This is a genomic window from Micromonospora parva (assembly GCF_040649675.1).
Lineage (GTDB): Bacteria > Actinomycetota > Actinomycetes > Mycobacteriales > Micromonosporaceae > Micromonospora > Micromonospora parva.
In genome coordinates this window covers 132357-158480 of sequence record NZ_JBEZFX010000012.1, presented here as the reverse complement: position 1 = coordinate 158480, position 26124 = coordinate 132357, and the positions used below count along the sequence as shown (strand labels likewise).

At 72.7% G+C, this 26124-nt stretch carries 24 protein-coding genes and 1 riboswitch; of the genes, 14 read left to right on the top strand and 10 right to left on the bottom strand.

From position 1 onward, the window contains the following. Nucleotides 1-20 precede the first annotated feature (20 nt). On the bottom strand, nt 21-1418 hold the full coding sequence (eccD, locus tag AB0C03_RS27150) for a type VII secretion integral membrane protein EccD (RefSeq protein WP_030329561.1): 1398 nt from the start codon (nt 1416-1418) through the stop codon (nt 21-23). Between the two features lie 164 nt (nt 1419-1582). On the opposite strand from eccD, the gene AB0C03_RS27145 reads away from it, so the two are divergent. The 3 genes from AB0C03_RS27145 to AB0C03_RS27135 all read left to right on the top strand — a co-directional run bounded on the left by AB0C03_RS27145 (nt 1583) and on the right by AB0C03_RS27135 (nt 6366). Beyond that, entirely contained in the window at nt 1583-5548 is a 3966-nt protein-coding gene (locus tag AB0C03_RS27145; RefSeq protein WP_030329559.1) for a type VII secretion protein EccC, read from the top strand. Between the two features lie 205 nt (nt 5549-5753). Then, nucleotides 5754-6062 (top strand): WXG100 family type VII secretion target, encoded by a 309-nt coding sequence (locus tag AB0C03_RS27140; RefSeq protein ID WP_030329557.1) that lies wholly within the window; start codon nt 5754-5756, stop codon nt 6060-6062. Between the two features lie 25 nt (nt 6063-6087). Then, nucleotides 6088-6366, top strand: a complete 279-nt coding sequence (locus tag AB0C03_RS27135) for a WXG100 family type VII secretion target (protein ID WP_030329555.1) — start codon at nt 6088-6090, stop codon at nt 6364-6366. 87 nt (nt 6367-6453) lie between these two features. Here AB0C03_RS27135 and mycP read toward each other — a convergent pair whose 3' ends face one another. Together mycP and AB0C03_RS27125 are read right to left on the bottom strand one after the other, a co-directional pair. Then, on the bottom strand, nt 6454-7683 hold the full coding sequence (mycP, locus tag AB0C03_RS27130; protein ID WP_357639713.1) for a type VII secretion-associated serine protease mycosin: 1230 nt from the start codon (nt 7681-7683) through the stop codon (nt 6454-6456). Nucleotides 7684-7733: 50 nt separating this feature from the next. Then, nucleotides 7734-8069, bottom strand: a complete 336-nt coding sequence (locus tag AB0C03_RS27125; RefSeq protein ID WP_357639710.1) for a helix-turn-helix transcriptional regulator — start codon at nt 8067-8069, stop codon at nt 7734-7736. A gap of 224 nt (nt 8070-8293) precedes the next feature. Between AB0C03_RS27125 and AB0C03_RS27120 the strand changes: the two genes are divergently transcribed. Further along, on the top strand, nt 8294-9013 hold the full coding sequence (locus tag AB0C03_RS27120; protein ID WP_210864952.1) for a carbonic anhydrase: 720 nt from the start codon (nt 8294-8296) through the stop codon (nt 9011-9013). A gap of 56 nt (nt 9014-9069) precedes the next feature. Here the strand turns inward: AB0C03_RS27120 and AB0C03_RS27115 are convergent, their stop codons facing one another. Both AB0C03_RS27115 and AB0C03_RS27110 read right to left on the bottom strand, forming a co-directional pair. Continuing rightward, the gene (locus AB0C03_RS27115) at nt 9070-10089 is read right to left on the bottom strand and encodes a coiled-coil domain-containing protein (protein WP_030329547.1); all 1020 of its coding nucleotides are present in this window, start codon (nt 10087-10089) and stop codon (nt 9070-9072) included. Nucleotides 10090-10093: 4 nt separating this feature from the next. After that, nucleotides 10094-10224: riboswitch (cyclic di-AMP (ydaO/yuaA leader) on the bottom strand. Between the two features lie 166 nt (nt 10225-10390). Next, nucleotides 10391-11761 carry a YibE/F family protein gene (locus AB0C03_RS27110; RefSeq protein ID WP_357639707.1) on the bottom strand — a complete coding sequence of 457 codons (1371 nt, stop codon included), beginning with the start codon at nt 11759-11761 and terminating at the stop codon, nt 10391-10393. 358 nt (nt 11762-12119) lie between these two features. Between AB0C03_RS27110 and AB0C03_RS27105 the strand changes: the two genes are divergently transcribed. After that, nucleotides 12120-14156: a copper-translocating P-type ATPase gene (locus AB0C03_RS27105; RefSeq protein WP_357639704.1), complete on the top strand. Its 2037-nt coding sequence runs from the start codon at nt 12120-12122 to the stop codon at nt 14154-14156. A gap of 6 nt (nt 14157-14162) precedes the next feature. Here AB0C03_RS27105 and AB0C03_RS27100 read toward each other — a convergent pair whose 3' ends face one another. Next, entirely contained in the window at nt 14163-14459 is a 297-nt protein-coding gene (locus AB0C03_RS27100) for a metal-sensitive transcriptional regulator (RefSeq protein WP_030329541.1), read from the bottom strand. A gap of 95 nt (nt 14460-14554) precedes the next feature. Here AB0C03_RS27100 and AB0C03_RS27095 point away from each other — a divergent pair, with 95 nt between their 5' ends. The 7 genes from AB0C03_RS27095 to AB0C03_RS27065 all read left to right on the top strand — a co-directional run bounded on the left by AB0C03_RS27095 (nt 14555) and on the right by AB0C03_RS27065 (nt 20592). Next, nucleotides 14555-14764 carry a heavy-metal-associated domain-containing protein gene (locus tag AB0C03_RS27095; RefSeq protein ID WP_030329539.1) on the top strand — a complete coding sequence of 70 codons (210 nt, stop codon included), beginning with the start codon at nt 14555-14557 and terminating at the stop codon, nt 14762-14764. A gap of 13 nt (nt 14765-14777) precedes the next feature. Next, the gene (locus AB0C03_RS27090) at nt 14778-15725 is read left to right on the top strand and encodes a DUF8832 domain-containing protein (protein ID WP_210864950.1); all 948 of its coding nucleotides are present in this window, start codon (nt 14778-14780) and stop codon (nt 15723-15725) included. Nucleotides 15726-15737: 12 nt separating this feature from the next. Continuing rightward, entirely contained in the window at nt 15738-17984 is a 2247-nt protein-coding gene (locus tag AB0C03_RS27085; RefSeq protein WP_030329534.1) for a heavy metal translocating P-type ATPase, read from the top strand. 74 nt (nt 17985-18058) lie between these two features. Beyond that, complete coding sequence (locus AB0C03_RS27080; protein ID WP_036410891.1) at nt 18059-18232, top strand: CsbD family protein; 174 nt, start codon at nt 18059-18061, stop codon at nt 18230-18232. 162 nt (nt 18233-18394) lie between these two features. Beyond that, the gene (locus AB0C03_RS27075) at nt 18395-18742 is read left to right on the top strand and encodes an ArsR/SmtB family transcription factor (protein ID WP_030329532.1); all 348 of its coding nucleotides are present in this window, start codon (nt 18395-18397) and stop codon (nt 18740-18742) included. Then, the gene (locus AB0C03_RS27070) at nt 18739-19008 is read left to right on the top strand and encodes a hypothetical protein (protein ID WP_030329531.1); all 270 of its coding nucleotides are present in this window, start codon (nt 18739-18741) and stop codon (nt 19006-19008) included. The genes AB0C03_RS27075 and AB0C03_RS27070 overlap by 4 nt, the downstream gene beginning before the upstream one ends. Before the next feature lie 123 nt (nt 19009-19131). Further along, a complete protein-coding gene (locus tag AB0C03_RS27065) occupies nt 19132-20592 on the top strand; it encodes an alpha/beta hydrolase (RefSeq protein WP_030329530.1) in 1461 nt (486 codons plus the stop codon). A gap of 42 nt (nt 20593-20634) precedes the next feature. Here the strand turns inward: AB0C03_RS27065 and AB0C03_RS27060 are convergent, their stop codons facing one another. From AB0C03_RS27060 to AB0C03_RS27045, 4 genes are all read right to left on the bottom strand, one after another. Then, nucleotides 20635-21279 carry a class I SAM-dependent methyltransferase gene (locus AB0C03_RS27060; RefSeq protein ID WP_357639697.1) on the bottom strand — a complete coding sequence of 215 codons (645 nt, stop codon included), beginning with the start codon at nt 21277-21279 and terminating at the stop codon, nt 20635-20637. A gap of 92 nt (nt 21280-21371) precedes the next feature. Next, nucleotides 21372-22625, bottom strand: coding sequence for an RNA polymerase sigma factor (locus AB0C03_RS27055; protein ID WP_030329526.1), 1254 nt, complete (start codon nt 22623-22625; stop codon nt 21372-21374). Then, entirely contained in the window at nt 22622-22978 is a 357-nt protein-coding gene (locus tag AB0C03_RS27050; protein WP_245233552.1) for a YciI family protein, read from the bottom strand. The genes AB0C03_RS27055 and AB0C03_RS27050 overlap by 4 nt, the downstream gene beginning before the upstream one ends. 147 nt (nt 22979-23125) lie before the next feature. Further along, the gene (locus AB0C03_RS27045; RefSeq protein ID WP_036410967.1) at nt 23126-24385 is read right to left on the bottom strand and encodes a DUF2786 domain-containing protein; all 1260 of its coding nucleotides are present in this window, start codon (nt 24383-24385) and stop codon (nt 23126-23128) included. A gap of 316 nt (nt 24386-24701) precedes the next feature. Here AB0C03_RS27045 and AB0C03_RS27040 point away from each other — a divergent pair, with 316 nt between their 5' ends. Further along, nucleotides 24702-25184, top strand: coding sequence for a DUF2243 domain-containing protein (locus tag AB0C03_RS27040; RefSeq protein WP_210864947.1), 483 nt, complete (start codon nt 24702-24704; stop codon nt 25182-25184). Beyond that, nucleotides 25181-26017 carry a cytochrome c oxidase assembly protein gene (locus AB0C03_RS27035; RefSeq protein ID WP_307857758.1) on the top strand — a complete coding sequence of 279 codons (837 nt, stop codon included), beginning with the start codon at nt 25181-25183 and terminating at the stop codon, nt 26015-26017. The genes AB0C03_RS27040 and AB0C03_RS27035 overlap by 4 nt, the downstream gene beginning before the upstream one ends. The last annotated feature ends 107 nt before the right edge of the window (nt 26018-26124 follow it).

Here is a 26124-nt window from a genome sequence, read left to right as displayed (position 1 = left end):
GGTGCGGCGGCGAGACACGGTCAGGGTCGGAGGTTGACGATCCAGCCGTAGAGGCCGCAGACCCAGAAGGCGAGCGGCACCAGCGAGATGATGAGCAGGATCTCGACGATGTCGAGCAGGCGGCCCCAGACCGGGGAGATGCGCTTGCCGGCGACGCTCAGACCGTAGATCAGGCTGATCACCGCGGCCAGCACCAGCCCGCCCAGGATCAGGCCGAGCCGGACCGGCAGCGACCCACCGGCGAAGGTGGTCGCGGCGGCCAGACCCAGACCCACGGTGCCGGCCAGCAGCACCGGGGTGCGCTGGGCCCGGCCCAGCAGGGGGCGAGCCCGCAGCAGCGCCAGCAGGGCCAGCACCAGGCACAGCAACACCGCCGGCAGCCGCCCGTCCAGGGCCAGCACGATCTGCGCGCCCAGCACCAGCACGGCGACCGTCCACAGCAGGCCGGTCAGGAACTCGTCGGCGCGCTCACTCTGCTGGAGCACCTGCCGACCGTCCACCGACTCGCTGTCGGTCTTCAGGTCCTCCGGGCCGGTCGGAATGGACGGCACCGGCAGCCGGGCCAGCCGGTAGGCCATCATCGGCAGCGCCGGCACGACGCCGAACGCCACCGCGGCGATCACCGCGGCGGAGGCCGCCGCGTCGAGGTCGAGGACCAGGCAGAGCACCGCGCCCAGGCCGGTCGCGGCCGCGACCCCGATCGTGGCGAAGAACAGCGGGTACCGGTCGCCGACCGCCAGCACGGCCACCGCGCCGGCCACCACCGCCGCGGTTGCCGCGAGCAGGACGTGCGGACTGTCCAGCTCGGTCAGCGATCGGTCGCCGGCGAGCAGCAGCAGGCCACCGGTGGCCGCGTGCACCAGGCCGATCATGGCCAGCACCGCGCCGGTGCCGCTGTCCCCGGCGGCCCGGGACAGCACCGCGGCGCCCACCAGCAGCGCCACCGCGACCAGCAGCGCGGCCACCGCGCCGGGCAGGTGCGGCGGGCCGGCGAACAGGGCGGCCACCGCGCCGGCGCCGAGCGCCGCCGCCGCGAAGATCACCGCGAAGGAACGGGTCGCGCCGACCTGCCAGGCGCCGGGGCGCTGGTTGGTCGCGGTGGCGACCGCGTCCACCACGTCGTCGAAGACGATCTCCGGTGCGGCGTCGGAGCGGGGGTTGAAGTAGAGCACCTCACCGTCGCGGACGCTGAGCTGCGCCGCGGTACGACCACCGTCGAGGGGCGCACCGCCCAACCGGGACAGTGCCCAGCCGCCGTGCCGCGCACCCTCGTCGGCCATGTCCTCGCCCGCGTAGCGCAGCAGGGTGGGCAGCAGGTCGGCCATCGGCACGTCCGACGGCAGCGCCAGGTCCATCCGGGTACGCGGAGCCACGATGGTGATCCGGCTCAGACCGCCGGTCGCCGTCTTCGTCGCCACAGTGGCCTCCAGGTGCGTCTGTGATCGGCTGGCTGTGATGCTGCGGTCCGGGTCCACCGCGCACACGGCAGATTACCTACGATGACGGGCACGTACGATGCCCACCCGCGGGCGGTGTTCCGCGGCGGCACGTCATCAGGGCCGCTTCTGGGGAGGAAACAGCCGTGAGCACTGTGGTGTTCCGTCGGCTCCCGCGTCAGCCGGGGCCGGCCCTGCCGCGCGGCGAGGTGCTGCTGGAGTCACCTCCCGAGCTGCCCGAGCCGACGCCCCGGGGGATGGGGCAGCTGCTCATGATCCTGCCGATGTTCTGCGGGGTCGGTGCCATGGCGTTCCTCTACGCCGGCAAGGGCGGCGGCATGATGACGTACGTCGCCGGTGGTCTGTTCGGTGTCTCGATGCTCGGCATGGCGATCGGCTCGCTGGCGAACAACGGTGGCAAGGACAAGGCCGAGCTGAACGCCGACCGCCGCGACTACATGCGCTACCTGGCGCAGATGCGCAAGCGCACCCGGCGGGCCGCCGAGCAGCAGCGGGCGGCGATGGCCTGGCGGCACCCGGAGCCCGACGCGCTCTGGTCGATCGCCGCGTCCCGGCGACTCTGGGAGCGGCGGATCACCGAGGACGACTTCGGGGAGACCCGGATCGCCCTCGGCCCGCAGCGGCTCGCCGTGGAGATCGTCCCGCCGGAGACGAAGCCGGTGGAGGACCTGGAGCCGATGAGCGCCATCGCGCTTCGCCGGTTCGTCCGCGCCCACTCCACAGTGCCCGACCTGCCCACGGCGCTGTCGGTGCGCGCGTTCAGCCGGGTGGTGCTGCGCGGCGACCGCGAGCCCGTGCTCGATCTGACCCGGGCGGCGCTGGGGCAGCTGGCCACCTTCCACGCGCCGGACGACCTGGTGATCGCGGTGGTTGCCGCCCCCGACCGGCAGACGTCCTGGGGCTGGGTCAAGTGGCTGCCGCACGCCCACCACAGCGGTCGTACGGACGCGGCCGGCGCCCGCCGGCTGGTCTTCGCCAGCCTGGCCGAGGCCGAGGCGGCGCTCAGCGCCGAGCTGACCGGGCGGCCCCGGTTCGCGCCGGAGGCGAAGCCGCTGACCACTGCCCCGCACCTGATCGTGGTGATCGACGGCGGGGAGATCTCACCGACCTGTCAGCTGGTGGGCCCGGGGTTGCTCGGCACCACGGTGATCGACCTCTCCGGGACGGTGCCGCGCGACGCCGGCCGCTGGCTGCTCTGCCTCGACGTGGGCGACGGAAGCTCACTCGACCTGGTCCGGGGCAGCTCGTCGTCGACGTTGGGCCGGCCCGACCGGCTCAGCGCCGAGGCCGCCGAAGGGCTGGCCCGACAGATCGCCCCGTTCCGGCTCTCGCAGCAGCAGACCGGTGGCGACGAGCCGTTGGCGCGCAGCACGGAGCTGCCGGACCTGCTCGGCGTCGGTGACGCCGCCGCGGTGGACGTGCAGAACACCTGGCGTCCGCGTGGTCACCGTGACCGGCTGCGCATCCCCCTCGGTGTCGGCCCGGACGGCAACGTGGTCGAGCTCGACTTCAAGGAGTCGGCGCACGAGGGCATGGGCCCGCACGGTCTGGTGATCGGGGCCACCGGTTCCGGCAAGAGCGAGCTGCTGCGGACGGTGGTGGCCGCGTTGGCGGTGACCCACTCGTCGGAGGAGCTGAACTTCGTCCTGGTGGACTTCAAGGGCGGTGCGACCTTCGCCTCGCTGGAGGCGCTGCCGCACACCAGCGCGGTGATCACCAACCTGGCCGACGAGCTGCCCCTTGTCGACCGGATGCGCGACGCCCTCGCCGGCGAGATGGTGCGCCGGCAGGAGCTGCTGCGGGCGGCCGGCAACTACGTCTCCCGTTTCGAGTACGAGAAGGCGCGGTCGGCCGGTGAGCCTCTGGACCCGATGCCCAGCTTGTTGATCATCTGTGACGAGTTCAGCGAACTGCTCGCCGCCAAACCGGACTTCATCGACCTGTTCGTGATGATCGGCCGGTTGGGGCGGTCCCTCGGCGTGCACCTGCTGCTGGCCAGCCAGCGCCTCGAAGAGGGCAAGCTGCGGGGCCTCGACACGCACCTGTCGTACCGGATCGGTCTGCGGACGTTCTCCGCTGTGGAGAGCCGGATCGTGCTCGGCGTGCCGGACGCGTACGAGCTGCCGAACGCGCCGGGCCACGGCTACCTGAAGACGGACACCAGCACCATGCTGCGGTTCCGGGCCGCGTACGTGTCGGGGGCGTACCGCGCCCCGGGGCAGCAGGCATCCGCTTCGCAGGCGCTGGTGCAGCGGCGGATCGTGCCGTACGGCCTCGACTTCGTTCCGGTGCAGGTCCCGCAGGTGCCGGTGGACACCGCCCCGGAGCCGGAGCAGCCGGCCGACGGCAAGGCCGTGGCGATGCTCGACGTGCTGATCGACCAGCTCAAGGGTCGGGGCCGCCCGGCCCACCAGGTGTGGCTGCCGCCGCTGGCCGACCCGCCGGGTCTGGGTGAGCTGCTCGGCCCGCTGGCGGTCGACCCGACCTACGGGCTGTGCACCGCGTCCTGGCCCGGGCGCGGGCGGCTGACCGTGCCGGTCGGTGTGGTGGACCGCCCCTACGAGCAGCGTCGGGACCCGATGATGGTCGAGCTGGCCGGGGCCGGCGGCAACGTGGTCATCGTCGGTCGGTCGCTCAGTGGCAAGAGCACGATGCTGCGTACGCTGCTCGCCTCGCTGGCCCTCACGCACACGCCACGCGAGGTGCAGTTCTTCTGCCTGGACTTCGGCGGGGGCGCGCTGCGCAGCATGGAGCGGCTGCCGCACATGGCCGGGGTGGCCGGCCGACGCGACGTCGAGGCGGTCCGCCGGACGGTGGCCGAGGTGGTCGCGGTGCTGGACGAGCGGGAGGGCCGGTTCGCCCAGCACGGCATCGACTCGGTGGCGAGCTACCGCCGTCGTCGGGCCGCTGGCGAGTTCGCCGACGACCCGTTCGGCGACGTGTTCCTGGTGGTGGACGGCTGGAACACGCTGCGCCAGGAGTACGAGGAGCTGGAGCAGACCATCACCACGTTGGCCAACCGGGGCCTCGGCTTCGGTGTGCACGTGGTGCTCACCGCCGTGCGGTGGGCGGAGATCCGGATCAACATGCGGGACCTGCTCGGCACCAAGTTGGAGCTGCGCCTCGGTGACGCGTCGGAGTCCGAGATCGACCGCCGCGCGGCGAACAACGTGCCGGAGAAGTCACCCGGTCGGGGTCTGACCCGCGACAAGCTGCACTTCCTCACCGCCATCTCGCGGATCGACGGGCGTCGCGACATCGACGATCTGAGCGAGGCCTCGGTGTCCCTGGCCGGGCACGTGGCGGCGAACTGGCCGGGTCGTCCCGCGCCGAAGGTGCGGTTGCTGCCCCGCCGCCTGCCGGTGGCGGAACTGGCCCGGATCATCGACCGGTCGGCGCCCGGGATCCCGGTCGGTGTCAACGAGTCGGCGCTCGCGCCGGTCTACCTGGACCTGGCCAACGAGCCGCACCTGACGGTCTTCGGCGACGCGGAGTGCGGCAAGACCAACCTGCTGCGCCTGATCGCCCGGGGGATCACCGAGCGGTACACCCCGGCGCAGGCCCGGTTGGTGATCGCCGACTACCGGCGCGGCCTGCTGGGGGCGGTGGAGGGTGACCACCTGCTCGACTACGCGCCGTCGAACCAGGCGTTCGCCCAGGGGCTCGGGTCGATCCGCAGCGCGCTGTCCAACCGGCTGCCCGGCCCGGACGTGACGACCGCCCAGCTGCGCGACCGGAGCTGGTGGAAGGGCCCGGATCTGTACATCCTGGTGGACGACTACGACCTGGTGGCCTCCGGCGGGAGCAACCCGCTCAGTGCCCTGCAGGAGTTGTTGCCGCAGGCCCGTGACATCGGTCTGCACCTGATCATCACGCGCCGGGTCGGCGGTGTGTCCAGGGCGCTCTACGAGCCGGTGCTGCAACGGCTGCGTGAGCTGGACTCGCCGGGCCTGCTGATGTCCGGCAACCGGGAGGAGGGGGCGGTCTTCGGCACGTTGCGGCCGAGCCCGCAACCGCCCGGCCGGGGCACCCTGGTCCGTCGTCGCGACGGCCAGCAGTTGATCCAGACCGCCTGGTCTGAGCCAGCCTGAGCGCGGTCGGCCGTTCGGTGGGGGGTGGTGGGCTGTCCCGGCCCGATTCACCACCATCCATCGAACGGCACCGGCCAGGGCTGCGAGGGCTGGACAGGTTCCGCTACGGTCTTCACAGGAGTGTCCGTCGGTGGGGTGTTGCTGCCTTGCCGCGGGGGAGGGATGCGGCGAAGCCGCCACCACAACAGACGGAAGGGTGTGAAGCATGGCGTTCGAGGTCGAAGCTGCGACTCTGCATACCGCCGCGAGTGACGTGCGGTCCACGCGCAGCGAGGTCGACGGTGAGCTGAAGAAGCTGTGGAACGTCGTCGACGACCTGGCCATCGCGTGGAAGGGTCAGGCGTCCACGGGCTTCCAGTCGCTGATGACGCGCTGGAACGAGGACACCGTCAAACTGCTGACGGCGATGGACAGCATCGCTGACCTGCTCGACAAGTCGGGTACGACGCACCAGGTCAACGACGAGGAGCAGCAGCAGATGCTGGACAAGTTCCACTCTGCTCTCAACCCGTGATCCGTAGCCGGCAGAGGAGGAAATCGTGACGATCAAAGTTGACTATGCGGTCCTCGAGAGCAGCAACCAGCAGATGCAGGCCATCTCGAAGACCCTCGAGGAAAAGCTCGACACGCTGCGGTCGATGCTGACCAAGCTGCACTGGGACGGCGAGGACCGGGTTGCCTACGAGCAGCACCAGGCGAAGTGGGACGCCGCGGTCCGGGACATCAACCGGATCCTGAACGAGATCGGTGGTGCCGTGGGCATCGCCCGGGAGAACTACCTCACCACGGAGATGAGCAACTCCAAGGTGTGGAGCTGAGGCATTCGCACAAGCGGCTCCGGTCCGGTTCGCCCGGCCCGGAGCCGCTTTGTGTGTGGGCGTCGGCACCGCGTCGCGGTGCGCCGCTCAACCGGCGGTCGGTGCGTCGGTGCGTCGGCCGGGGCGCCAGTCGCGTCGGCGGCCCCGGGTCATGATCGGCCGGGCGACCAGCAGCAGCCCGGCGAGCAGCGCGCCGATGACCGCCGCCCAGATCGCGGTGGGACGCTGCCAGCTCAGCGGGTCGTCCCGCACGGCCGGCGCCGGCAGCGCGCCGACGGGCGGGTTCGTCCGGGTGCCGAGCAGGCTCGACACCGCCCGGTACGGGTTGACCATTCCGTGGCCGATGTCGGCGTTCTGACCCTCGGGTGGGTTGTCCGCGGTGCGCTTCAGCCGATCCGCGACCTGCTGCGGGTTGAGACTCGGGTAGGCGGCCCGGACCAGCGCGGCCACTCCCGAGACGTACGCGGCCGCGTAGCTGGTCCCGCCCTCCGGCACGGTGCGGTAGCCGCTGTTTCCGGGCGCCGGCCCGACGATGTTCATTCCCGGTGCGGCGATGTCGACGTAGTCGCCGCTGATCGAGGTGCCGACGTGGCTGCCCTGCTCGTCCACGCCACCGACGGCGATCACTCCGGGATACGCGGCCGGGTAGCCCGGCAGGTTCTGGGAATCCTCCGACCGGTTGCCGGCGGCGGCGACCAGCACCACGCCCTTGTCCAGCGCCCGCTCGACGGCCGCCGTCAGCTCGGGGCGGGGAATCGTCGTGAGGGACAGGTTGATCACGTCGGCGCCCTGCGCGACCGCCCAGTCGATGGCTGCCGCGATCTGGGCGGGGAGTTGCGGATCGCTTACCGCCCCGAGCTGTGGCAGCACCCGGATCGGCAGGATGCGGGCGGCCGGGGCGATGCCGGTGAAGGGGACGACAGTGCCCTCCCGGCCCGCGATGATGCCGGCGATCAGCGTGCCGTGCCCGGCCTCGTCGCACTGGCCCTGCCGGGCCGGTAGGCCGTTGAAGTCGCGACCCTCGAGCACCTGCCCCTTGAGGAGCGGGTGGGCGGCGGAGACTCCGGAGTCGATCACGGCCACCGTGACCCCGGCGCCCCGGGACAGCGGCCACGCCGAGGACGGCTCCAGGCGGCGGAGCGCCCACGGCATCTGGGTCAGGCCGTCGGAGCCGGGGGGACCGCACAGCGGCGGTGCCGCCGCCGCGGGGGAGGGTGCCACCAGGCCAGCGCCGAGCACTGCCGCCAGCGTTCCACTGAGGACGCCGCGAAGGGCACGTCGGGACGAGGTCGCGCTCAACGGCGGGCATTCGCGCACCCGCAAAGGTTACCGCCGCTGCCGTCGGGCAGCGCCCCCCGGTGACGAGGTCAGGCCCGGGGGTGCGCTTTCGCGGTGGGGGTGTCGGCGAACAGCGCGAGCAGGTCGCCGACCTGTCGGTCGGCCTCGGCCGGGTGCCGGAACCGGCCGGCCGGGTTGAGGGTGTACTCGTTGCGTCGTCCGACGCGGGTGCGGTGCAGGTAGCCGCCCGCCTCCAGGTCGGCCACGATCGCCTGCGCGGCGCGTTCGGTGACCCCGACCTCGGCCGCGACGTCGCGTAGCCGGGCGGTCGGATTGCGGGCGATGGCCAGCAGGACGTGCCCGTGATTGGTGAGGAACGTCCAGTTCCGCCCGCCGTCGGTGTCGCCCGTCACAGTGCTCGCCATCGTTGACCGCCCTTCCGGATGTCCGCCTGCTCGCGGAGAGTCTTGTCCGCCCCGCCCTGGGAGGGTTGCCCAGGGGGCGACCGGGGTCAACGTATGAAATCTAAATCACGCATACCTTGACGCATCTTAGCGTGCGTGTGACGGTGGAGCGCGACTGAGCGCCCGCCGCCCGGTCGGCGGAAAGTCGGTCTGACCAGGTGAGATGCGTCGAGACGAGGTGCGGGATGAGTCATGCCGGGAACGCCGGTGGTCAGCCGGGTACGCAGCGGACCACCGATCGAGCGCCAGTGCTCAGTGAGCCGAGCCGGGCGTACGCCGAACTGGTCGCCGGCAATCGACGCTTCGTGGGCGGCGCGCCACACCATCCCAACCAGGACGCCGGGCACCGGGCCGCCGTCGCCGACGGGCAGCACCCGTTCGCGGTGATCGTCGGCTGCTCCGACTCCCGGCTGGCCGCCGAGATCATCTTCGACCGCGGGTTGGGTGACCTGTTCGTGGTCCGCACGGCCGGGCACACCGCCGGCCCGGAGGTGCTCGGCAGCGTCGAGTACGCGGTGACAGTGCTCGGCACTCCGCTGGTGGTGGTGCTCGGTCACGACCTGTGCGGTGCGGTGCAGGCCGCCCGGGAGTCCGCCGCGACCGGCACCGCGCCGAGCGGCCACCTGGGCGCGGTGGTCGACGCCGTGCTGCCCAGCCTGCGCCGGGCCGAGGCCGAGGGCGTGGACGACATCGACGGCATCGTCGACATCCACATCGCACAGACCGTCGAGACGTTGCTCGGGCAGTCCCCGGTGCTGGCCGACGAGGTGGCCCGGGGGCGGTGCGCGGTGGTGGGGATGTCCTACCGGCTGGCCGCCGGGGCGGTGCGCCCGGTTGCCGCCGTGCCGGCTGGCTTCGCGACGCTGGACACCCCGGCCGACCCGGCTGCCCCTGCCACCGTGTGACATGACGAGGGCCGCTCCGCGTCACGCGGAACGGCCCTCAACCGGGGTCGTACGGGTCAGAGCAGCGACATGTGGACGTGGTCGGTGTGGTTCGACGGCCCGCTGTACGAACTCCAGCCGGTGGCCGGGAACCAGATCTGCCGGTTCCAGATCACGTAGTAGATGCCGAGCCGGTCGGCGTTACGGATGAGGAACGCGGCGACGTTGTTGCCGTACGTCCGGGTGTCGTTGTTGTGCCACGGGGAGAAGCCGCTCTTCTGCAGCGACCAGTCGCAGGCGCGGCCCTTCGGGTGCTCCCACGGCCCGCCGGGGCGGTAGCAGCCGACGAACCGGTTGAAGCCGGCCCGCTTGACCTCCTTGTACGCGTGCAGCGTGCGGGGGGTGACGCAGCCGGACGTGGTGGGGTCGTTCTCGCTGCACGACTGGGGCTTCCAGTCGCCGTCGGCGGTGCGACCCGGGCCGATCTTCGCGACCGGGGAGGTGGCGTCCACCAGGCCGCCGGTGAAGCCCTTGCCGCCGACGAGGGAGAGCGCCTTGTCGGCCTCGCTCTTCCGCTTCGCCATCAGGGCGGTCTGCTTCTGCTGCTCGCGGACCTCGGTGTCGAGGGCCAGCTTGGCCTGCTCGGCGCGGGCCTTCACCTCGTTGACCTCGGAGAGCTTCTTCTCGTTGACCATGTTCATCTCGTCGAGCACCGCGGCGCGCTGGACGAACGAGTCGGGGGCGTCGCTCTCCAGCAGCATCGCGATCGCGCCGATCCGGCCGGTCCGGTAGGCCTGGGCGGCGATCTGCCCGACCTGCGGGGCCAGTGCGGCCAGGTCGGCGTTGGCCCGGTCGACCTCGGCCGCCAACTCGCTCTGCCGCTTCTTGGATTTGTCCAGCTTGGACTTGGCGGCGGAGTAGTCGCGGTTGGCCTGCTCGATGACGTCGTTGAGCAGCTTGGGCTCGCCGTCCTCCTCGTGCCCGGACGGTGTGGGGTTCGTCGGGGCGGCGTGCGCCGGGAGTGGCCCGGCGAACACGGTCAGTGCGGCGATCACGGCCACCACGGGTGTCAACCAGCGGCGTAGGGGTGCCGTCACAATGTTCCCTTCCGTCGACCGCCGACCGGGTTAGCTGACGGGTTCGGGGCGGAAGCGGCCCCTACCGCTGACGCGGATTCACCCCACGTACCTGGGTCCCCGGCTCGCCGGTTGGCGATTGGGCGGTGGCACCGCAGGCGCCGCTTCGCGCCTTCATCGGTGACCGGCAGCGAGGTTACCCGAGAGTCGACCGGCTGAGCTACGCCTGGATGCCGACCAAAAGCGTCATTTCGCCATAGCGTTGAGTGACCAGTGACGTGGTTCTCAGGGTGGTTGCCCGATCTGGTCACGCTGAGGAGTGTCACCATGCCGTATCCGTGCTCCTGTTCGACTCCGGCCACCGGTCGGCGGCCTCGGGTGGGGGTGCGGCCCGCTGCCGGTCCGGCTCGTTGGAGCCGGCCGTTCGCGGTGAGCTGAGGGCGGCGAGTGCCTCGCTGCGGTCCGGCTGGGGGCGCGCGGCGGGAGCGTCGGCCGGCGGCACGGCGTCGGTACGCCCGGCGGCGGTCACCACCGCGGCCAGCCCGGTGGTCAGCGGCACGGCGGCGATCAGACCGAGGGTGGCGACCGCGCTGCGGACGATCTCCTGGGCGAGGAACTCACTGGTGAGGATCTGCCCGATCGGTCGCGCGTCGGCGGTGAGCAGGAGCAGCAGGGGCAGCGACGCGCCCGCGTACGCCAGCACGATGGTGTTGACAGTGGAGGCGATGTGCGCGCGGCCGACGCGGGTGGCCGCCCGGTACAGCTGCAACCGGGTGAGGCCGGGGTTGGCGTTGGCCAGTTCGGTGACGGTGGCCGCCTGGGTGACCGTCACGTCGTCGAGCACCCCGAGCGATCCGATGATGATCCCGGCGAGCAGCAGTCCGTGCAGGTCGACGTCGCCCTGGAACATCGACAGGGTGGTGGCGTCTTCGCTGCCGAAGCCGGTGAGGTGGGTGGCGGCCGTGGCGATGGTGGCGAGTACGCCGGTCAGCACCAGGCTGCCCAGGGTGCCGAGCACGGCGACCGAGGTCTGTGCGGTGACCCCGTGCGTCAGATAGAGCACCACGAACATGATCAGGGCCGCGCCGACCACCGCCACCAGCAGGGGTGACCTGCCGGCACCGATACCCGGGAGCACGAAGGTGAGCAGGATGGCGAAGCTGGCGGCCAGTCCGGCGAGCGCGGCCAGACCCCGCCACCGACCGAACGCGACGATCGCGGCCGCGAAGACCACCGCCAGCCAGATCATCGGGGTGCCGCGTTGGTGTTCGGCGATGTTCCAGTTGCTGGTGCTGGGATCGGTGGGATCGGTCAGCTCGACCAGGATGACCTCGTCGCCGACCTCGACCCGGGGTGCGCCGGGCCCGTCCGGCACCGGCGTCCGTACCTGCTGGCCGGCGGTCGGCCCGTCGTCCACCCGGACGTCGACGGTGCCGCACCGTCCGTTGCCGACCCTCGGGGTGCCCTCGGGGACCGACGCCGCCGGCGGGCACGGCTCGTTCACCACCCGGGTGACAGTGCCGGGGTAGCGCGGCACGTCAGCGCCGCCGTCGGTCTGCGGTGACCCGCCGCGCGGCCAGAGCAGCACCGCGGCGAGCACGGTGGCGACGAAGAGGGGTACCACCGTCACGACGAGGATCCGTCGCACCCTCGGTGGGGCGGACAGAGCCGGGCGGGTGTGGTCGGTACCCAAGGCGAGACTCCCAACGATCCGGTGCGGGGTACGGGTCAGCGAGCCGGGCGGTTCACCGTTTCGGTGGAAACGCGGCGGTCGGCGGGACGATTCGCTGCCTGACGACCGCTTGATCACGGACGGTCAGTGCTCGGCCCGGCCGGTCGGAGCCGACGTCACGTCGTGGCGGCGACAGTGCCCGACTGTGCGGCGGCATACGGAGGGCCATCGGGGGAGATGCTAGCCAGCCCGTGGCGGGGTCGCAGGTCGTGGCGGAGTGTCGGTGGCCGAATCGCTCGCGTGGCGGCCCTCGGACCGGCATGTTGGAGCTATGCCCGCTCCGTCGCCGTCCGACCCCGACCATCGGCACGCCGGACCGATGCCGCACGAGAGGCCCGCCGGGCATTCCGATCATTCCGGGCACGACAAGCACGCCGGGCACGATCCGGCGATGTTCCGCCGCCGGTTCTGGGTCTGCCTGGTGTTGACCGTCCCGGTGGTGCTGACGAGTCATCTCGTGTCGGACCAGCTGGGCCTGGCCTTGGACGACGTCCCCGGCCGGTCCTGGGTGGGCCCGGTGCTCGGCTCGGTGGTGTTCTGGTGGGGCGGTTGGCCGTTCCTGGTCGGCGCGGTCCGGGAGGTGCGGGACCGGGCACCGGGGATGATGCTGCTGGTCGCGATGGCGATCACCGTCGCCTACACCGCGTCCCTGGCGACCAGCGTCGGCGCGTTCGACCTGGACTTCTGGTGGGAGTTGGCCGCGCTGGTCACCATCATGCTGCTCGGGCACTGGCAGGAGATGAAGGCCATCGGGCAGGCCCGGGGGGCGCTGGCGGCGTTGGCCGCGCTGCTACCGGACGAGGCCGAACGGGTGGCGGCCGACGGTCGGGTCGAGGCGGTGCCGGTGGCCGGTCTGCGGATCGGCGACGTGGTGCTGGTCCGGCCGGGAGGTCGGGTGCCGGCGGACGGTCGGGTCGTCGAGGGCGGCGCCGAGCTGGACGAGTCGATGATCACCGGCGAGTCGCGACCGGTCGCCCGGTCGACGGGCGACCGGGTGGTGGCCGGCACCGTCGCCACCGACTCGGCGATCCGGGTACGCGTCGAGGCGGTGGGTGAGCAGACGGCCCTCGCCGGCATCCAGCGGATGGTCGCGCAGGCGCAGGGCTCGGGTGGGCGCGCCCAGTTGCTGGCCGACCGGTTCGCCGCCGCGCTGTTCTACCTGGCCACCGGCACCGCCGTGCTGACCGTGCTGGTCTGGACCGCGCTCGGTCAGCCGGACGAGGCGGTGGTCCGTGCGGTCACCGTCCTGGTGATCGCCTGCCCGCACGCGCTGGGTCTCGCCATCCCCCTGGTCGTCGCGCTCTCCACCGCGCTCGCCGCGCGGTCCGGGATCCTGGTCAAGGACCGACTGGCGTTGGAACGGATGCGGACCGTCGGCGCGGTGCTCTTCGACAAGACCGGCACCCTGACCCGGGGCGAGCACGGGGTGACCGACCTGGTGACGGTGCCTGGCGTCGAGCGGGACGAGGTGTTGCGGATCGCGGCCGGCGTCGAGTCGGAGAGCGAACATCCGTTGGCCCGGGCGATAGTGGCGGCGGCCGGGTCGACCGGCCCGGCCCGTGCCGCCGAATTCCGGTCGCTGCCGGGCCGCGGGGTGCAGGCGACCATCGACGGTACGCGGTACGCGGTGGGCGGGCCGACGCTGCTGCGGGAGCTGGACGTGTCGTTGCCGGCCGAGCTGGAGGTGGCGACCGGGCGGTGGTCGGCGCGGGGTGCCGCGGTGCTGCACCTGGTGCGGCTGCCGGACGCCGTGCTCGGTGCGTTCGCGCTGACCGACGAGGTGCGTCCGGAGGCCCGGCGCGCCGTCGACGAGCTGCGGGCCGAGGGTGTCCGCACCATCGCCATGATCACCGGTGACGCGCGGTCGGTGGCCGAGGCGGTCGCCGCCGACCTCGGGTTCCGGCCCGGCGTCGACGAGGTCTTCGCCGAGGTGCTGCCGGCGGAGAAGGACGATCGGGTGGCCGACCTGCAGCGGCGGGGGTTGGTGGTGGCGATGGTGGGCGACGGGGTGAACGACGCGCCGGCGCTGGCCCGAGCGGACGTGGGCATCGCCATCGGCGCGGGCACCGATGTGGCGATCGAGTCCGCCGGGGTGGTGCTGGCGTCCTCGGACCCGCGCGGGGTGGGTGCGGTGGTCCGGCTGTCCCGCGCGTCGTACCGGAAGATGCGACAGAACCTGGCCTGGGCGGCCGGCTACAACGTGGTGGCGCTGCCGCTGGCCGCCGGGGTGCTGGCCGGGGCCGGCGTGACGTTGAGCCCGGCGGTGGCCGCGGTGCTGATGTCGGCGTCCACCATCGTGGTGGCGCTCAACGCGCAGTTGCTGCGGCGGGTCCGTCTCTATCCCGTGCCGGACTGACGCCCGTCAGCCGCGCTTCATGAGCCGGCCGACCGCCGCCATCATCTCGGTGGCCATCTCGTCGGCCCTGCCCTCGGCGGCGCCCTCGTGCATGCAGTGCCGGGCGTGCCCGTCGAGCAGCCCGAGGGCCACCTTGTCGAGGGCGGCCTGGATCGCGGAGATCTGGGTGAGCACGTCGATGCAGTAGCGGTCGTCGTCGACCATCTTCTCGATGCCCCGGACCTGGCCCTCGACGCGGCGGAGCCGCGCGAGCAGCTGGTCCTTGCTGGCGGTGTATCCGCGGATCGGGGTGGGTGCGGTCATGCCGACCAGGATAGCGTACCCCTGGGGGGTATGGTACGGTCGTGTTCCGGTTGGATACCCCCACCGGGTACCGGTACCGTAAAGGAGACGATCCGATGGTCAACACGACGTACCAGGTGCAGGGCATGACCTGTGGGCACTGCGTCAGCGCGGTGAGCGCCGAGGTCGGTGCCATCGCTGGCGTGTCAGACGTCCAGGTCGACCTCGCCTCCGGCCGGGTCACCGTCAGCAGCGATCAGCCGCTGGACACCGCCGTCGTCCGGGCCGCCGTCGACGAGGCCGGTTACGACCTCGTCGACGCGTGATCGGAGGGCCGGCGTGCGTACCGTGACGAAACTGGCCGGGTTCGCCGTCGGCCTGACGGCGGTCTTCGGCGCCACCTACGGGATCGGCCGGGTCGTCGACCCCGCCCCGGTCGCCGAGAGCCGGCACGACACTGCCGCCGCCCCGCCGGCGGACGAGCACGGCGGGGCGGCCGACCAGCTCCCCGGCGGGCTGCTCGTCTCCGAGAACGGCTACACCCTCGAACCGGTCGACGCCCCGGCCGGCGAGTTCGCCTTCCGGATCGCCGGCCCGGACGGCCGACCGGTCACCCGGTACGAGGTGGCGCACGACAAGCAGATGCACCTGATCGTCGCCCGACGGGACCTCTCCGGCTTCCGCCACGTCCACCCCGAGCTGGCCCCGGACGGCACCTGGCGGGTCGACACCCCGGTGGCCGGCCCCGGGCAGTGGCGGGCGTTCGCCGACTTCACCCCGACCGGGGGTGAGCCGCTGACCCTCGGCGTCGACGTGACAGTCCCCGGCGAGCTGACCGAACGGCCGTTGCCCGCCCCGGCGACCAGCACCACCGTCGACGGCTACACGGTCACCCTGACCGGTGCGCCGCAGCCGGGCCGCACGTCGTCGCTGACCCTGAGCATCAGCCGGGACGGGCAGCCGGTCACCGACCTGGAGCCCTACCTGGGCGCGTACGGGCACCTGGTGGCGCTGCGCCGGGGTGACCTGGCGTACCTGCACGTGCACCCGGACGGGACGCCAGGCGACGGGCGTACCCAGCCCGGCCCGGCCGTCACCTTCCTCGCCGAGGTGCCCTCGGCCGGCAGCTACCGGCTCTACCTCGACTTCAAGCACGGCGGGCAGGTGCGCACCGCCGAGTTCACCGTCGTCGCCGGCGCTGCCCCGGCCGGAGACGTCAGCGGCCCGAGCGGGCCCACGCCGACCGGCACGGCCGACCACGGCACCCCCGGGCACGGACACAACTGACGGGACCAGACGATGACCACCACCAGCAGACCGCTGCCCGAGGCGCCGAACCGGATCGAACTCGCGATCAGTGGGATGACCTGCGCCGCGTGCGCCGCCCGGATCGAGAAGAAGCTCAACCGGATGGACGGGGTGAGCGCCACCGTCAACTACGCCACCGAGAAGGCGACAGTCCGGTACGCCGACGACGTCACGCCGGACGACCTGATCGAGACCGTCCAGAAGACCGGTTACGCGGCGGCGCTGCCGGCCCCGCCCAGCGCGGAGCCTCCGGTCGACCCGTTGCGGGGCCCGCGTACCCGGCTCTGGGTCTCGGTGGCCCTGAGCGTGCCGGTGGTCCTGCTGGCCATGGTCCCGGCCTGGCAGTTCGACTACTGGCAGTGGCTGTCGCTGACCCTGGCCGCCCCGGTGGTGGTCTGGGGCGGGTTGCCGTTCCACCGGGCCGCCTGGACGAACCTGCGGCACGGCGCGGCCACGATGGACACACTGGTGTCGCTCGGCACGTTGGCCGCGTTCGGGTGGTCGCTGTGGGCGCTCTTCCTCGGTGACGCGGGGATGCCCGGGATGACGCACCCGTTCCGCTTCGACATCACCCGCACCGACGGCGCCGGCAACATCTACCTGGAGGCGGCCGCCGGGGTCACCGTGTTCATCCTGGCCGGCCGCTACTTCGAGGCCCGGTCCAAGCGCACCGCCGGTGCCGCCCTGCGGGCCCTGCTCGACCTCGGCGCCAAGGACGTGGCGGTGCTGCGCGACGGCGTGGAGACCCTGATCCCGGTGGACCGGCTCGTCGTCGGCGACCGGTTCGTGGTCCGCCCCGGCGAGAAGATCGCCACCGACGGGGTGGTCGACGAGGGCACCTCGGCTGTCGACGCCAGCATGCTCACCGGTGAGTCGGTGCCGGTCGAGGTGGCCCCGGGCGACGGCGTGGTGGGCGCGACGATCAACGCGGGCGGGCGGCTGATCGTCACTGCCACCCGGGTCGGCGCGGACACCCAGCTGGCCCGGATGGCTGACCTGGTGGAGCAGGCGCAGAGCGGCAAGGCGGCGGTGCAGCGGTTGGCGGACCGGATCTCCGGAGTGTTCGTGCCGATCGTCATCACCCTCGCCGTCGGCACGCTGGGCTGGTGGCTCGGCACCGGGGCGGGCCCGACCGCCGCGTTCACCGCCGCCGTGGCCGTGTTGATCATCGCCTGTCCGTGCGCGCTCGGCCTGGCCACACCGACCGCGCTGCTGGTCGGCACCGGCCGGGGCGCCCAACTCGGCGTGCTGATCAAGGGACCGGAGGTGCTGGAGTCGACCCGCCGGGTGGACACCGTGGTGCTCGACAAGACCGGCACCGTGACGACCGGACGGATGACGCTGGTGGACGTGGTGCCGGCCAGCGGTGTGGACCGGGCCGAGCTGCTCCGGCTCGCCGGGGCGGTGGAGGCCGCCTCCGAGCACCCGATCGCCCGTGCGGTCGCCGTCGCGGCCACCGATGCGGGCGTGCTGCCCCCGGTGACCGGCTTCGGCAACCTCGAAGGGTTGGGGGTGACCGGCACTGTCGACGGCCGGGCCGTGCTGGTCGGCCGGGTGCGGCTGCTGCGCGAGCGCGGGTTCGACGTACCACCGGAGGTCGAGTGGGCAGTGCGTGACGCGGAGGCCGCCGGCCGGACGGCGATCGTCGCCGGCTGGGACGGGCGGGCGCGCGGCGTGCTCGCGGTCGCCGACGTGGTTCGGCCGAGCAGCCGGGCGGCGGTGGCCCGGCTGCGCGGGCTGGGGCTGACCCCGGTCCTGCTCACCGGGGACAACACCACAGTGGCTCGTGCTGTCGCCGCCGAGGTGGGTGTCGACGAGGTGATCGCCGAGGTGCTGCCGGCCGGGAAGGTCGACGTGGTCAAACGGCTCCAGGCCGAGGGGCGGTCGGTGGCGATGGTGGGTGACGGGGTGAACGACGCCCCGGCACTGGCCCAGGCCGATCTGGGGCTGGCCATGGGCACCGGCACCGACGTGGCGATCGAGGCGGCTGACCTCACCCTGGTCCGGGGCGACCTGGACGCCGCGGTGGACGCCATCCGGTTGTCCCGACGCACGCTCGGCATCATCCGGGGCAACCTGTTCTGGGCGTTCGGCTACAACGTGGCGGCCCTCCCGTTGGCCGCCGCCGGGCTGCTCAACCCGATGATCGCCGGTGCCACGATGGCGCTCTCGTCGGTCTTCGTGGTGGCCAACAGCCTGCGGCTGCGTCGCTTTCGTCCGGCCGCTGCCGATCTGTGACGACGGTGACGGTTGAGCCGGTGACAGTGGGGGTACCTCTGTGGTTGTAGCGACGCTGGCAATGGAGGTTGGCAATGGGATTCGACGACAAGATCAACAACGCCACCGAGGACGCGACCGGCAAGCTGAAGGAAGGCGCCGGTCGGGCCACCGACAACGAGCAGCTGGAGGCGGAGGGTCGCGCTGACCAGTCCACCGCCAAGCTCAAGCAGGCGGGCGAGAAGATCAAGGACGCCTTCAAGAGCTGACGTACGACGTAACCCGCACGCCGGGCCGGTGATCATCACCGGCCCGGCGTGCTGTGTGTCCGGGCCTTTTCGTGACCCTGAGATCCCCCTGATTCCGCTTTCGTCCCACCCTGCCGCGCGCCGGCACCTGCTAACTTTCCTTGGCATGTGCAAGGGCTGGTTATGAGCACCGCTCCACCGCCGACCGGCGACGACCTGGTCCGGGTGCTGGCCACCCTGGCCAACCCGCACCGACTGCGGGTCGTCGCCGCGCTGGCCCGCGAGCGTGCGTACGTCAGCGGGCTGGCCCGGCAACTGGGCATCAGCCGGGCGCTGTTGCAGGTCCACCTACGGAAGCTGGCGGCGGCCGGGTTGGTCACCGCTCGCCTGGAGTTGTCGGAGGACGGGAAGGCCATGAACTACTACGAGGTGGAGCCGTTCGTGCTCACACTCACCCCCGCGGTCATCGCGGCGGCCGTCGAGACGCTGACCGTGCCCGACTCGGGCGAGCAGCCAGGAGCCCCGCGATGAGCGAGCACGACTGGACCGAGGTGGTCGGCGCGATCGGCATCTTCGGCTTCCTGATCAGCGTGGTCACCGTGACCGTCGTCCAGATCGCCAAGACCCGGCGGGCCCGGTACGAGGCGGCCCGCGCGGACGACTACCGCCGGCTCGCCGAGACGGCCGCGCAGGCCCAGGCGGAGAACACCCGACTGCTCGCGGCGATGGATGGCCGGCTCGGCGGGATGGAGACCCGGATGACCACGCTGGAACGCGTCCTGCGCGAGGTCGACTGACCCGGCGGGCGAGAGGCCCCGGGCCGTCGAGCGGCTACTCGACGGCCCGGGTGGAAGCAGCATCACCTCGCCCAGTGGGCGAGTTTCACCGGCAACGCTCCTTTGAGGAGAGGACAGCACCTCATGCTGCGCGTACGCAAATCCGCAGTGGGCTGGGCGGTCGCCCTGGCCCTCACCGCCGCCGGCCTGACCCCGGCGAGCCCGGCCGCCGCCCGACAACAGTCCGCCCCGACGATCGACTGGCGGCCCTGCGCCACGGACGCCAGCGCCGAGTGCGGCACCCTGTCGCTGCCGGTGGACTGGGACCGGCCCCGGGGTGAGCGCTTCGACCTGTCGTTGGCCCGCCGGGTCGCCGACCCGTCCACCCGGCAGGGCGCGCTGGTCTTCGGCCCCGGAGGTCCGGGCGACAGCGGGGTCGACCGGGTGGTGAACGGCAGCTCCCGGTTCAGTGCCGACCTGCGTGCCCGGTTCGACATCGTCAGCTTCGACCCACGCGGCACCGGCGGCAGTCACCCGGTGATCTGTGCCCGGGACCTGCTCGCCCGGCAACCGCAGCTGATCGCCGACCAGGCCCAGTTCGATGCCGTCCTGGCCAACAACACGCTGCTGCGCGCCGACTGTCGGGCCCGCACCGGGGCGCTCTACGACCACGTCGACAGCACCAGCGCCGCCCGTGACCTGGACGCGGTCCGCGCCGCGCTCGGCGAGCGGCAGCTGACCTTCCACGGCAGTTCGTACGGCACAGTGCTCGGGCAGCGGTACGCCGAGCTGTACCCCGACCGGGTCCGGGCCATGGTGCTGGAGGCGTCGATGGATCACAGCCTCGGCACCCGCGCCTTCCTGGACACCCAGGCTGTCACCGCGGAGGGCGCGTTCGACGAGTTCCTGGCCTGGTGCGCCCGCTCGGTCGACTGCGTCCTGCACGGTCGCGACGTGCGCGCCAGCTGGGCCGGGCTGCACGCCCGGGCGGAGCGGGGCTCACTGCCCGACCCGGACCGGGCCGGGGCGGCGCTCGCCCCGTTCGAGTTGAGCCGCCTCGCCCACAAGAAGCTCTACGACACCTGGCGGTGGCCGGAGCTGGCCGAGTGGATCGTCCGACTGGAAGGCGCCGCCACCACATCCAGCGTCCGCCCGCTGGCGGACGAGGCCGTGGCTCCGTACCCCTTCGCGGTTTTCTGTCAGGACTGGAACCTGCCGGTCCGGGACTACCGGGAGTACGTCGGGCACCTGGGACGGGCGGCCCGGCTCGCGCCGGACCTGCGCTACCCGCCGGCGCTGTTCGCCCTGGTCACCTGCCTGGGCACACCGACGCCGGTCGCCAACCCGCAGCATCGGCTCCGGGTCCACACCGAGGTGCCGCTGCTGCTCGCCGCCACCGTGCACGACCCGGCCAGCGGCTACGGCTGGGCGCGCAACGTGGCCCGACAGTTGGGCCGACACGGCGCGCTGCTCACCTATGACGGGTGGGGACACGGCAGCTACACCAGCAGCCCGTGCGTGGCACGAGCCGTCGACGCCTACCTGATCGATCAGGCGGTGCCCGCTCGGGGCGCCAGCTGCCCGGCCGTCGAACCCGAGGTGTGATCGCGCCGCCGGGCCGGGTGGTCCCGCGCCACCCGGCCCGGCTCAGCGTCGTCGGATGGCGCGGACGACCACGTCGGCCAGCGGGGCTTCCCGACCCGGCATCATGCGGCGGTGATCCTCGGCGGTGACGATCTCCCAGGTGGCGTCGTCCAGGCCGGCGGTGATGTCCGCGAGGGTGACCGACGCCTCGTCGGGCGGGTGGTGCCCATGCCCATGGCCGTGGCCGGTGGCTTCGGAGCTGTGCAGGTGCCCGACGATCAGCAGGGTGCCGCCGGGCGCCACCCACCCGGCGATGCGCTGGTAGAAGTCCAGCTGCGGCATCGCGGGGTGCGCGTAGTGCGTGGTGACCAGGTCGAACGGCGTTTCCGGGGCCCAGGCCGTCAGGTCCGCCGCCACCCATCGCACCCGCTCGGACACCCCGCTCTCGGCCGCGCGTTCGGCGGCTCGGGCGAGGGCGACGGGGGCGATGTCGACGGCGGTGACCTGCCAGCCGTGGGAGGCGAGCCAGATCGCCTCGGCACCGGCGCCGCACCCGGCGTCCAGCGCCGAGCCCGGCGACAGGCCGCCGGTCTCCCGGGCCAGGTACGGGTGTGCGGGGCTGGTGCTCATCGCGCCGGGACGGCCGGGGTGCGCCTGCTGCCAGTGCCGCTCCCAGTAGTCCCTGTCGAACTCGTGCTGTTCGGTCATCGGTGCCTGCTCCTTCGCGCGTCGCCCACGACTGTGACCGGGCACCGGGGCAATGTGCAAAGTTAATTGCCGAAATGGCAAGATGTCGCCGGTCACTCCTGGCCGGTCAGCCGGGCCGCCCGCACCTCCAGGTACCGCTGCTCCGGTCGGCTCGTGGTGCCACGCGCCGCGGCCAGGTACGCCTCCCGCGCCGCACCGACCTCCCCGGCCAGCTCCAACAGGTGAGCCCGGACGGCGGCCAGCCGGTGGTGTCCGGCCGTGCGGTCGTCGGCGTCCAACGGCGTGAGCAGGGCGAGCCCGGCCCGGGGCCCGTCGACCATGGCCACCGCCACCGCCTGGTTCAGGGTGACCATCGGGTTCGGCGCGACCCGGGCCAGCAACCGGTAGAGCGCCACGATCTGCCGCCAGTCCGTCTCGGCCGCTGTCGGGGCTTCGGCGTGCACCGCGGCGATCGCCGCCTGGAGCTGGTACGGGCCCGGTGGCGACCAGGTCAACGCCTCGGTGATCAGCGCGACCCCCTCCGCGATGGCGGCGGCGTCCCACCGGGAGCGGTCCTGCTCGGCCAGCGGCACCAACTCTCCGTCCGGCCCCACCCGCGCCGCCCGGTGCGCGTCGGTCAGCAGCATCAGCGCCAGCAGCCCGGTCACCTCACCGTCGTCGGGCAGCAGCCCGCGCAGGATGCGGGCCAGCCGGATCGCCTCGCCGGTCAACTCGGCCCGGCGCAGGTCCGGGCCACTGGACGCGGTGTAGCCCTCATTGAAGATCAGGTAGAGCACCCGCAGCACCGCCCCCAGCCGCTCGGCCCGCTCCGCCGGCCCGGGCAGGGTGAACCGGGCCCCGGCGGCCTCGATCCGCTGCTTGGCCCGCCGGATGCGTTGGCTCATCGTCGCCTCGGGCACCAGGTGCGCCCGGGCGATCTGGGCGGTGCTGAGACCACCGACCGCCCGCAGGGTGAGCGCCACCTGCGCCGACCCGGGCAACGCCGGGTGGCAGCAGAGGAACAGCAGCGTGAGGGTGTCATCGTCGGCCGGAACGTTGGGCTCCGCGTCGGCCGCCGGCGCCACCCCGGCGTACGCCGGCTCGCGTCGCGCCACCGCCACCTCGCGGTCCCGGCGCGCGCTCTCGCTGCGCCACTCGTCGGTGAGCCGGCGGGTGGCCACGGTGAGCAACCAGGCGCGCGGATTGTCCGGTACGCCCTGCGCGGGCCACTGCGTCGCGGCGGCGAGCAACGCCTCCTGGACCGCGTCCTCGCACCTGTCGAACTGCCCGTGCCGACGGACCAGCAGGCCGAGGACCTGCGGCGCGAAGGTGCGCAGCAGGTCCTCGACCGTCCGGTCCCCGGTCACATCTCCGTCCCGGCCTCATCCATGATCGGGCGGACCTCCATCGCGCCGCCGTACCGGACGTCCGGCCAGCGGGCGGCGATCTCGGCAGCCCGCTGCGGGCTGTCACAGTCCACTGCCAGGTAGCCCGCGAACTGCTCCTTGCTCTCCATGAACGGACCGTCGAGAACCTCGGGGCTGCCATCGACGAGTCGGACCGTCAACGTCTGCGACGGATTGGCCAACGCCTGGCCGCCGATCAGCTCGCCGGTCTCGGTCAGCTCCTTCATGATCTCGTCGACCTCACCGAAGAGGGCGGTGCGATCCTGCTCGCTCAGCCCCTCGGTGAAGCCGGGCCGGTTCCAGATCAGCAGCATGTACTTCACGGCGATGCTCCTCAGGCTCAGGTCGCACCCCGATCGGGGCGCGGCTCACCGGAGGGTCGGAGCCGTTCCCCCGATCCCTACCGCGTACCGAAGAAAAGCGCAGAAACCGGCGCCGAGGGCGGTCCCACGCCGCAGCGTTCAGCGCGGATCGGGTCGACCGGGCACCTGCCGGGGTTTCCGACCGCCGCCGACGTCCAGTGACGCCCGGTCGGCGGCCGAGGTGCCGGACGACCAGCCCTCGGCGTCGCGCACGCTGAGCCGGCGCCGGGTGACCCCGGGGAAGAGCGTGTCCAGCCGCTCCCGGACCGCCTCGCCCCGCGCCGCGAGCACCGGCAACAACCGTTCCGCCCCGGCCGTTGCCTGGTCCGCGTCGGTTGCCGCATCCGTGGCCGCCTCGGTGGCCGTCCGCAGCCGCTCGCCGATCCGCAGCGCGAACGCGTTGAGGAAGGACTCGTCCCAGACCTTCGTCCGCCGCCCCGACCCCGGCCGCCGCTCGGCGCGCCCGCGCAGCATCGCCGCAGTGGCCTGGACCAGCAGCGACGTGTAGAGCAACTCCACCGCCACCAGGTCGGCGGGCCAGCCCAGCACGGTCGCGAAGCCGAGATCGTCGGACCAGACCGCCTCGCACCGGTTCGCCGCCGCCACCTCCTGCACCAGCAGCGCCTTCGCGCCCGCGTACGGGGTGTCGGTGCTCAGCCGCACCCCGCCGGGCAGGTCGCCGCTCTCCGCCCCGGCGGCCAGCAGCGCCTCGTCGATGCTGTGCCGGGCGATCAGCTCCTGGGCCTTACCGGTCAACGCCTCCGCCTCCGCCGGAAAGGTGGTCGACTCGGCCTTGGCCAGCAGCGCGCGTACCCGATCGAGCATCGGTGACCCGCTGCGAGCCGGGCCGGCGGCGCGCGACAGCGCCGCGCCGCTGGTGCCCGGCGGTGGGCGCAGCACGGCGATCGGCGGCAGGCTCTCCACCAGCGCGAGGGTGTCCACTGCGGTCCGGAGCGCGTCCGCCCGGTCCAGCCCCTCCCGGGCCGCCCAGCTGGTCAGCACGCTGCGGTCGTCACCAGTGGTTGCCGCCAACGCGCGTAGCTGGTCGTCCCACCAGGCCGGGACCGGCTCGGCCTGGTCGCGGCGCTGAACCGCCATCGCGTGGCGGACCAGCCGGGCCGCCCGGGCGTCGAGCCGCCGACCGGTGATCCGGTCCACGTCGACCGGCTGCCACCCGCGCAGCCACAGCTGGCCGAGAGCACGGACCAGGCGACGCAGCAGTGCCTCGTCCACAGCCGTGGTGCCGTCCGCGACGCCGGTGCCGACCATCAGGTGGTCCAGCTGCCGTTCGGCGTGCCGAACGTCAGTGCCGCGTACCGCCGCGAGCGCACTGGCGACGAGTTCGTCAGCGTCCGGCACGGGCACCTCCTTCTCGGGATCACGCTGTCGCTGCACCTCGGGCTCCGGCCGTCGCTGCCTCTCCAGGCTCCATGATCATGCCGTCCGTGGCCCGGGAGTCGCGAAACGGGGAGGTCATCGGCCATCCGACCGTCCGCCCGACCTTGATCAACACGGCTTCCTGGAAGTCGCGGTGTGCCACTCGGCCGGACACCCCAGTTTCACCAAACCCGTGTTGATCACTCCTCGCGCGGTCGCCCGTCCTCGGCTTCGCCGGCATGGTTCGTCTGGTCCGGGGTAATTTGAGGCCGGCCTGACGCGGATGCGAGGTGTGGTGGTGGCCGATCTCCCCCTGCCAAGCGCACGCACCGCCGACGTGCGTTCCTCCATTCTCGTCGGCGTCCTGATCGGCATCGCAATCATGGCGGCGGTGGACGAGATCGTCTTCCACCAGCTGCTCGCCTGGCACCACTTCTACGATCGCTCCACCCCCTCGGTGGCGCTGCTCTCCGACGGGCTGCTGCACGCCGCCGAGGTGATCGCCCTGGTCGGTGGGTTCTTCTGGTTCGCCGACCTGCGTCGGCGGGGCGCCCTGTCGAGCCGGCTGGCCTGGGGTGGTTTCCTGCTCGGCGCCGGCGGATTCCAACTCTTCGACGGGATCGTCGACCACAAGGTGCTCCGGCTGCACCAGATCCGCTACGGCGTCCACCTGGTGCCGTACGACGTGGTCTGGAACCTGGCCGGCGCGGTGTTGCTGCTGGCCGGCGTCGCTGTCGTCTGGTGGGCCCGGTCCCGTCGGGCCGGTGGCGAGCCGCGGTGACGGTGACAGTGCCGCTGGCGCACGCCGGGCACGGTGCGGCCGGGCCGGCCTGGCTCCCGTTGTTCCCGGTCGCCGTGCTGGCGGGCGGCTACCTGTTGGCCGCCGTCCGCGACCCACGGGGTTGGGACCACCGGCGCACCGTCGCCTGGCTGGTCGGCTGCGCCCTGCTGGCGCTCGCCGTCGGCCCGCTCGCCCAGACCTCCGGTGACCCGCGCGGGCACATGGCGCAACACCTGCTCCTCGGCATGCTGGCACCGCTCGGGCTGGTGCTCGGCGCCCCGGTGACGCTGTTGCTGCACGTCGCGCCTGCGCCGATGCGCCGGCTGGTGGGCCGGCTGCTGCGTGCCCGCCCGCTGCACCTGCTCGCCCACCCGGTCACCGCCGCGCTGCTGAGCACCGGCGGGTTGGCGCTGGTGCTGCTCACCCCGCTGTACGCGGCGGCCGAACGCCACCCCGCCCTGCACCATGGCGTGCACCTGCACTACGTGGCCGCCGGGTACCTCTTCGCCTGGTCGTTGGCCGGGCCGGACCCGGCGCCGCAGCGCCCGGCGCTGGCGGTCCGGGTCGGCGCGCTCCTGACCGCCGCGGCCGGCCACGCCGTGCTGGCCAAGTACCTGTACGCCCAGGCCGAAACCCTGCCGCCCGGCCTCACCGACCGGGACCCGGAAGCGTTCCGCTCGGCGGCCCAACTCATGTATTACGGCGGTGACCTGGCCGAACTCCTCCTGGCCGTGGCCCTCTTCGCCACCTGGTACCACTGCCGTCGCCCCCGGACCCGCCCGTCGCCGCCCGCGTCGATCAAGAGGTTGGCGTCGCCACGGGCGGAGCCCTGACACCACACTCCTGATCAACACCGTGGTGGTATGTGTGTGGCGCACAACCCGCTGCTAACCTGGGTGGTGCAGGAGGCTCTCGCTTGAGGGTTCCCGCAACCGCCTTA